9 protein-coding genes are annotated in these 6,824 nt (G+C 50.9%); 8 read left to right on the top strand and 1 reads right to left on the bottom strand.

The features are described from left to right. From TX85_RS12705 to TX85_RS12695, 3 genes are all read left to right on the top strand, one after another. On the top strand, nt 1-813 hold an 813-nt coding region (locus TX85_RS12705; protein WP_044480048.1), incomplete at its 5' end, for a glycoside hydrolase family 25 protein. Nucleotides 814-837: 24 nt separating this feature from the next. Beyond that, nucleotides 838-1,038 carry a hypothetical protein gene (locus TX85_RS12700; protein WP_044479464.1) on the top strand — a complete coding sequence of 67 codons (201 nt, stop codon included), beginning with the start codon at nt 838-840 and terminating at the stop codon, nt 1,036-1,038. A 176-nt stretch (nt 1,039-1,214) separates the two neighbouring features. Continuing rightward, nucleotides 1,215-1,400 (top strand): hypothetical protein, encoded by a 186-nt coding sequence (locus TX85_RS12695; RefSeq protein WP_044479463.1) that lies wholly within the window; start codon nt 1,215-1,217, stop codon nt 1,398-1,400. Between the two features lie 50 nt (nt 1,401-1,450). On the opposite strand, the gene TX85_RS27965 is transcribed toward TX85_RS12695, so the two are convergent. Further along, the gene (locus TX85_RS27965; protein WP_262362635.1) at nt 1,451-1,576 is read right to left on the bottom strand and encodes a hypothetical protein; all 126 of its coding nucleotides are present in this window, start codon (nt 1,574-1,576) and stop codon (nt 1,451-1,453) included. 403 nt (nt 1,577-1,979) lie between these two features. On the opposite strand from TX85_RS27965, the gene TX85_RS12690 reads away from it, so the two are divergent. Genes TX85_RS12690 through TX85_RS12670 form a run of 5 tightly spaced genes read left to right on the top strand, consistent with a single transcriptional unit; the run spans nt 1,980 to nt 6,750 of the window. Further along, nucleotides 1,980-3,104 (top strand): amidohydrolase/deacetylase family metallohydrolase, encoded by a 1,125-nt coding sequence (locus TX85_RS12690; protein ID WP_044479462.1) that lies wholly within the window; start codon nt 1,980-1,982, stop codon nt 3,102-3,104. Next, nucleotides 3,070-4,173, top strand: coding sequence for a DgaE family pyridoxal phosphate-dependent ammonia lyase (locus TX85_RS12685; RefSeq protein WP_044479461.1), 1,104 nt, complete (start codon nt 3,070-3,072; stop codon nt 4,171-4,173). The genes TX85_RS12690 and TX85_RS12685 overlap by 35 nt, the downstream gene beginning before the upstream one ends. Nucleotides 4,174-4,175: 2 nt before the next feature. Further along, nucleotides 4,176-4,931, top strand: coding sequence for a 2-dehydro-3-deoxy-phosphogluconate aldolase (gene dagF / locus TX85_RS12680; RefSeq protein WP_044479460.1), 756 nt, complete (start codon nt 4,176-4,178; stop codon nt 4,929-4,931). Next, nucleotides 4,924-5,940, top strand: a complete 1,017-nt coding sequence (locus tag TX85_RS12675; RefSeq protein ID WP_044479459.1) for a sugar kinase — start codon at nt 4,924-4,926, stop codon at nt 5,938-5,940. The genes dagF and TX85_RS12675 overlap by 8 nt, the downstream gene beginning before the upstream one ends. Nucleotides 5,941-5,991: 51 nt before the next feature. Continuing rightward, a complete protein-coding gene (locus tag TX85_RS12670) occupies nt 5,992-6,750 on the top strand; it encodes a GntR family transcriptional regulator (protein WP_044479458.1) in 759 nt (252 codons plus the stop codon). Nucleotides 6,751-6,824: the final 74 nt, after the last annotated feature.

Below are 6,824 nucleotides of genomic sequence, written 5' to 3'. Positions count from 1 at the left end.
TGGGATAAGGTGTACTCTTCGGGTAAAAGCTTTGTGTTTATGAAGGCGAGTCAAGGGACATCCCGGGTTGATCCTAATTTCAAAATAAATGCTTCCGGCGCCAAGGCTGCAGGACTGCTAATAGGGCCTTATCATTTTCTTGACGCAATCACACCGGGCGCAGCAAGACAGGAAGCTCAGCATTTCTATGAAACTCTGTTAACTGCAGGCGTGGAGTTTGATTTGCCGCCGGTGATGGATTATGAGAGCAATCCGGGGCGGTTGAGCAAGCAGAGCATTAATGAGATTGCCAAGATTTTTTTAGCTGAGATCGAACGGCTTACCGGCAGAACGCCGATCATTTATACCGGCAACAGCTTTGCCCAACAATTCGATGCCGAGCTTGGCAAATATCCGCTGTGGGTAGCAAGGTACAGTAATCAGGCACCTTATGACGTCCCCGGCTGGAATACCTGGAGCTTCTGGCAATACAGCGATTCGGGATCCATCCCCGGCATTTCGGGAAATGTGGACCTGAACGAATTTAGCGGTACGGTAAAAGGATTGCAGCGTTTCTGCAAGCTTCATACAGAGCCTTCAGCGAGCAAGGGAACGGATAGCAACAGCTTGCTGGAAGCCCGAATTGCCGCCTTGGAGCGGAGGCTGAACATGTCCGGCACAGAACCGCTCCCTAATTGGGCGGAGCCTGCTGTCATTGCGGGCAAGCAGTCGGGTGCAATCACAACCTCCGCAGATAAGGGAGTGCCTGAATTGGTCGCTCTACAGATGCTATATAATCTTGGTCTGCTTGAGTCCAAGACGCAGAAGTCCTAGTTATAGAGGAGAGGAGGGATAATAATGAAGATTGATTGGAAACGAAAGCTGTCTTCACGAAAATTCTGGGCCATGGTGGTTGCGGTGGGGACCTCGGTGCTTGCTGCTGCAGGCGCTTCAGACGATACAACAGTGAAGGTGACAGGTATCATTAGCGCTGTGGGTGCATGCGTCGTCTATATGCTGGCGGAGGCATACACGGATGGCAGCAACAAATCCGAGTAGTGGAAGACTCACACCGACACGACGATTTATCCATTCAAATTCAAACAGGCTCTAGTTCAAACCGAGTCTTTCTCCGTTTGAATAGAGCCTATTTTTATAGCTTTATTTAAAGTATAATTGAATTATTATCCCAGTTCTGCACGAATCGGTAATTCAGAAGGAGAGGAGCCCTGCTTATGTTAGATCAACAGCACCAACCCTTTGCTGATTCTGCCGATCCTCATGGCGCCAAGGCTAATTATGATGTCAATACCGCCAAGCTCCATCGCGAAGGCGTACCCGGCCTATGGAGACAAATTTCCAATTTGCTTATTCTGACTGGGATTATCGCGGTAATTGTACTTTTGTTCAGACTATTTTAACCTTCGACTTTAACTTTCAGCCTTAACCTTCGGCGGCCGCGGGCCGCTCTTTATTTCTCCCAAAATACCGAGAATAAAATGTACACCACATAGCCGGTTCCTAGTAAGAGGGCAAACGCGCTGATCCATAGTACGCCCTTTCCCCAACTGCGAAATTTCTCTCCTTGCTTATACATGCTGATCAACTCCTTTGTTATTCTCTTAAGTCATAATTCCCTGTTTCAAACGTTCTCATGTGAATCTCATAGAGGTTGAATTAATGATGTACGTTGGAGGCAACGAGTGAAGTGTTCTTACGATCGTTGTTGTTCATGGATTTCTCTTATTGAACTAAGCCATCAAGGGGTAGAAATTCACTCACAAAGGTGAACGCTCCGAGCACATGCTCCCGAAGTAGCTTTCTTTCAGAAAGCTTTTACTTCAGCACACTTCATTCTTATGCCTTTACTACGTAGCATTTCAGATAAACCTATATAGTTGTTATTTGTATTAAACATTATAACGTTATATTTACATACGTTACATATCATGATAAAGTAAAACCGAACATTATAACGTTTTCTTCGAGGCGGTGAGAGAATGGATAAATCCTACGTTCTGAGCGGAGTTCAGATCATGGGGAAATCCGGGATCAACGATATTATAATTAAGGATGGGCGGATCGCAGCGATTACAGAAACGGAGCGAGCGGCATTCGGCAGAGATATGCAAACCATAGACTGTCGCGGGCTTTACGTATCCAGTGGATGGATCGATATGCATGTTCACGCTTTTTCGGCGTTTGATCCTTACGGTGATGATATCGATGAGATTGGTGTTCATCAAGGCGTGACGACCGTGGTGGATGCCGGGAGCTGTGGAGCCGATCGGATCAAGGAGCTGTTGGCCGATGGCAAGGAAGCGAAGACACGGCTGCTGGCTTTTCTGAACATTTCACGGATTGGATTATCGAGGCTGGATGAATTGTCGCTTATGGAATGGATTGACCGGGAGAAGCTGGGACTGGCCATTGAGCGGTATCGGTCGGATATCGTTGGACTCAAGGCACGGATCAGCCGCAGTGTGGTGCTGGATCAAGGACTTGAACCGTTGAAGGCAGCTAGAGAGTTGTCGGATGAGACAGGCTTGCCGCTTATGGTTCATATTGGCTCCGGACCGCCTGATATACGGGAGGTACTCCCTTTTTTGAAGCGCAGGGATATTGTGACACACTATCTGAATGGAAAACGGAACAATTTGTTTGATGAGGCCGGGAATCCGCTTGAGGTGCTTACGGATGCCGTAAAACGGGGTGTCCATCTGGATGTCGGGCATGGTACGGCAAGCTTCTCGTTCAAAGTTGCCGAGGCTGCCAGAAGGCATGGCATTGCTCCGGATACGATCAGTACTGATATTTACCGCGGGAACCGGCTTAACGGACCGGTGTATGACATGGCAAGTGTGCTATCGAAGTTTTTGCTGCTCGGCTACTCGCTGGAGCAAGTCATTGATGCCGTTACCGTGCGTGCAGCCGCCTGGCTTGGAAGACCGGAGCTGGGGAGAATTCAAGTTGGAGATGAAGCTAACCTGACTTTGTTCAGAGTAGTGCGGGAACAAGCTGTACTCCTTGATTCTGAGGGAGAAGAGCGAGTCGCAGACCAATTTATTCAAGCGGAGGGAGTTGTGGCAAATGGGGAATACATTGCAAGCAAAATACGGGCTTAAGCGGGTAATCAATGCCAGCGGCCGGATGAGCATCCTTGGCGTATCCGCACCGACAGATACGGTGATGGAGGCCATGAAGCAAGGCGGGCAGAGCTATGTGGAGATTGCGGACTTGACCAATAAGGCGGGAGATTACATCGCAGGTCTAATCGGATCGGAAGCGGCAGTAATCGTCAATTCCGCATCCAGCGGGATTGCCCTTTCCGTGGCGGCCATCGTCACGCAAGGGAACCGGCGGCTTAGCGAACGGCTGCATCAGGAACCGATTGCCCGCAATGAAATCATTATTCTTAAGGGGCATAATGTACAATACGGAGCCCCTGTGGAGACCATGGTTTACCTCGGCGGAGGCCGCTTGATCGAGGTTGGTTATGCCAATGAAGGAAAAGCAGAGCATATCCGGGATGCGGTCAATGAGCGTACAGCAGCGATTCTATATGTGAAATCTCATCATGCCGTACAGAAAAACATGATCTCCGTTGAAGAGGCATGGGCCATTGCAAAAGAGCAGGGCGTCCCGCTGATTGTCGATGCTGCGGCTGAAGAGGATGTAAAGAAGTATGTTACCTGCTCGGATCTGGCAATCTATAGCGGCTCCAAAGCGATTGAAGGGCCAACCTCCGGTATTGTTGCAGGGAAGCGCCAGTATATTGAATGGCTCAAGGTGCAGCTTCATGGCATTGGCCGTAGTATGAAGGTAGGGAAGGAGACAAGCTTCGGCCTCTTGCAGGCATTGGATGAATACATGAATAAAGTGGACAAAAGCGAGCAAGAGCGTGCGGCGTTGGAAGCGCTGCTGCCGCTTGGCGAATTGCCTGGAGTGAAGGTAAGTATTGTTCAGGATGAGGCGGGAAGAGCGATATTCCGGGGGCGCATACATATTGATCCCGATGCAGCCCCAATGAATGCCAAGCAATTGGCGGAGGCGTTGCAGCAAGGCGATATAGCGGTGTATACCCGCGATTACGGGGTGCGGCAAGGATTCTTTGACATTGATCCGCGTCCGTTGCTCGGCGATGATATGGATGTTATCGTAGCTCAAATTCAACACTTGTTGGGAGGCAAATAAAAATGGCGGGAATTGACAAGCGTTTTTATCAGGGAAGGATTGCGTTGAATGTGTTGGCGAAGGATATTGCCAATGCCAAAGAGGTGTTTGAAGCAGCAGAGGGCCACGTACTCGTTGGAGTGCTGTCCAAAGCATATCCGACGGTAGAGGAAGCGGTCATTGCCATGCGGCAATACGGAGAGGCGATTGAGAATGCCGTATCCATCGGCCTAGGCGCGGGCGATAACCGTCAGGCTGCCGTCGTGGCGGAAATTGCGAAGCATTATCCGGGCAGCCACATCAATCAGGTATTCCCGGCTGTGGGCGCGACACGGGCTAACCTTGGAGAGCGGGACAGCTGGATCAACAGCTTGGTGTCTCCGACAGGCAAAGTTGGCTATGTTAACATTTCGACAGGACCGATAAGTGCAGCAAACGGAGCTCATGCCATCGTTCCGGTAAGGGCGGCCATTGCACTCGTCAAGGATATGGGCGGGAATGCATTGAAGTATTTTCCGATGAAGGGTCTGGCTTGTGGAGACGAATACCGTGAAGTCGCCAAGGCTTGTGCGGAGGAAGGGCTGGCCCTGGAGCCGACCGGCGGGATTGATCTGGATAACTTTGAACCGATTGTAAAAATCGCGCTTGAAGCAGGGGTTGAGAAGATCATCCCTCACGTATACTCTTCAATTATTGATTCCGAATCCGGGAATACCAGACCGGAAGATGTGCGTACCTTGCTTGATATCGTGAAAAGGCTGGCACAAACCTATGCCTAAGACCATTGCTGCATTTGGGGAAGTTATGATGCGCCTCCAGGTGCCGGGGTTTGATCTGCTGTCGCAGAGCAACACGCTGAATTATTCCTTCTCCGGCACGGGCGTTAATGTAGCCTCGGCGCTGTCGCGCTTCGGCCATACAGGGTATCTCGTGTCACGGTTGCCGGATAATCCGCTTGGCGATGCAGCATTGTCCAGTCTCCACCGACTGGGGATCAGAAGCGATCATATCACTAGAGGCGGCAGCTATTTGGGTCTTTATTTTCTGGAAAACGGGTTCGGTATGCGCCCAAGCCGGGTAACTTACAGCAACCGCCAGGAGAGCAGCTTCAACACGGCTCCGAAAGGGACCTATGATCTGGAGCAGATTGCTTCCGGGATCGATGCGATTCATTTCTGCGGGATTACGCTTGCTATGAATGATCAGGTGCGGGAGCATATGCTGGCTTTGGCCCGGGCCGTCAAGCAGCATGGCGGTCTGGTAGTGTTTGATTGCAACTATCGTCCATCATTGTGGGGAGCCGAGGGGTATGCGAAGGCCAAGCCATTGTATGAGCAAATGCTTGAACTTTCTGACATCGTATTCATGAACGAGAAGGATGTTATGCTCACACTTGGCAGGAAAACAGCGGCCAAGGAGCGTATTGATCAATTATACGAATTGCTTCCGCAGGTGGCTGCTGATTATCAGATCAAGGTCCTTGCGGGAACGCATCGTCATATTCACGGAGATAATCGTCATTCCTTGCAAGGGTTTATGCTGAAAAAGGGTGCATTTACGTTCTCGGAGAAGCTGACCTTTTCCGTCCATGACAGGATCGGAGCTGGCGACGCTTATGCAAGCGGGATTCTGCACGGAGAGCTCTCGGATTATGAGCCGGAGAAGACCGTCAACTTTGCAGCGGCTGCGGCTCTGTTGGCTCACACGGTGAGCGGTGACACGCCGATGTCCTCGGAACAGGACGTATTCAAGGCCATGCACAGCACTGCCGGAGATGTGGAACGATAGGTCATTAAAGGCTGCCCGAACAGGAAGATGTGGAAAGGTAGTGAATTACACGTGAGCTTGTCCCGAAAGGAAAGGCCGTTATATTTACAAATCAAACAGATCATCAGAGAGCGTATTCTCCATGGAGAGTATGCCTTGGGCAGTAACATTCCTTCCGAGCCGCTGCTGGAACGGGAATTCGGTGTTAGCAAGATTACGGTTCGCGGAGCCATTCAGGAGCTGGTTCAGGAAGGCTTTCTGGAAAAGGGCAGCGGCCGCGGCACCCGCGTCATCCGCAACAAGGCTGCCTCCAAGCTGTCCAAGTGGAAGCATTTCACGGAAATTCTCGTGGAATCCGGGCACCGGATTCAGAAGCGCTGGCTTGCCGTGGAGCTGATTGCACTGGAGGCCGACGGAGCTAATGCGGAGCTGGGAGACCTCTTGAGTGCGAAGGAGAAGCAGAAGCTGACGGCAGAGTTCGGTTCGCGGTGCCTTCGTCTGGTGCGCATGTATTTGCTCAACGGGCAGCCCTTTATCTACTATATTCATTATGTGACTCCGCTCCTGGAGGGATTGGAGCTCATGGATCTAAGCGAGCAATCGTTATACGAGCTGCTGGAGGAGCAGGGGCTGTCCCTGGATCAGCTCCAGGATGAATTCGGAGCGGTTCAGGTTCCGGCTGAGGCCGCCTCAGCACTGGGACTGGAGATCAATACGCCTGTATTGCGGCGCTCCAGAACCTCGCGGGATGAATTTGGAAAACTGATTGAGTATAGTGTGGGTTTTTATCATACCGAATTGCAGAGTTACATTGTGAATTACGAGGCCTAGCATCGGGCCGTGAAGCAGTAAATACAGAAGGGGTTAACCCAAAAGGTGTACGCTCCCCATACGGCGGACAGGTG

The organism is Paenibacillus antibioticophila (assembly GCF_000455265.1).
GTDB lineage: Bacteria > Bacillota > Bacilli > Paenibacillales > Paenibacillaceae > Fontibacillus > Fontibacillus antibioticophila.
The sequence above is the reverse complement of the archived record's forward strand: the minus strand, read 5'-3'. Positions and strand labels throughout refer to the sequence as shown.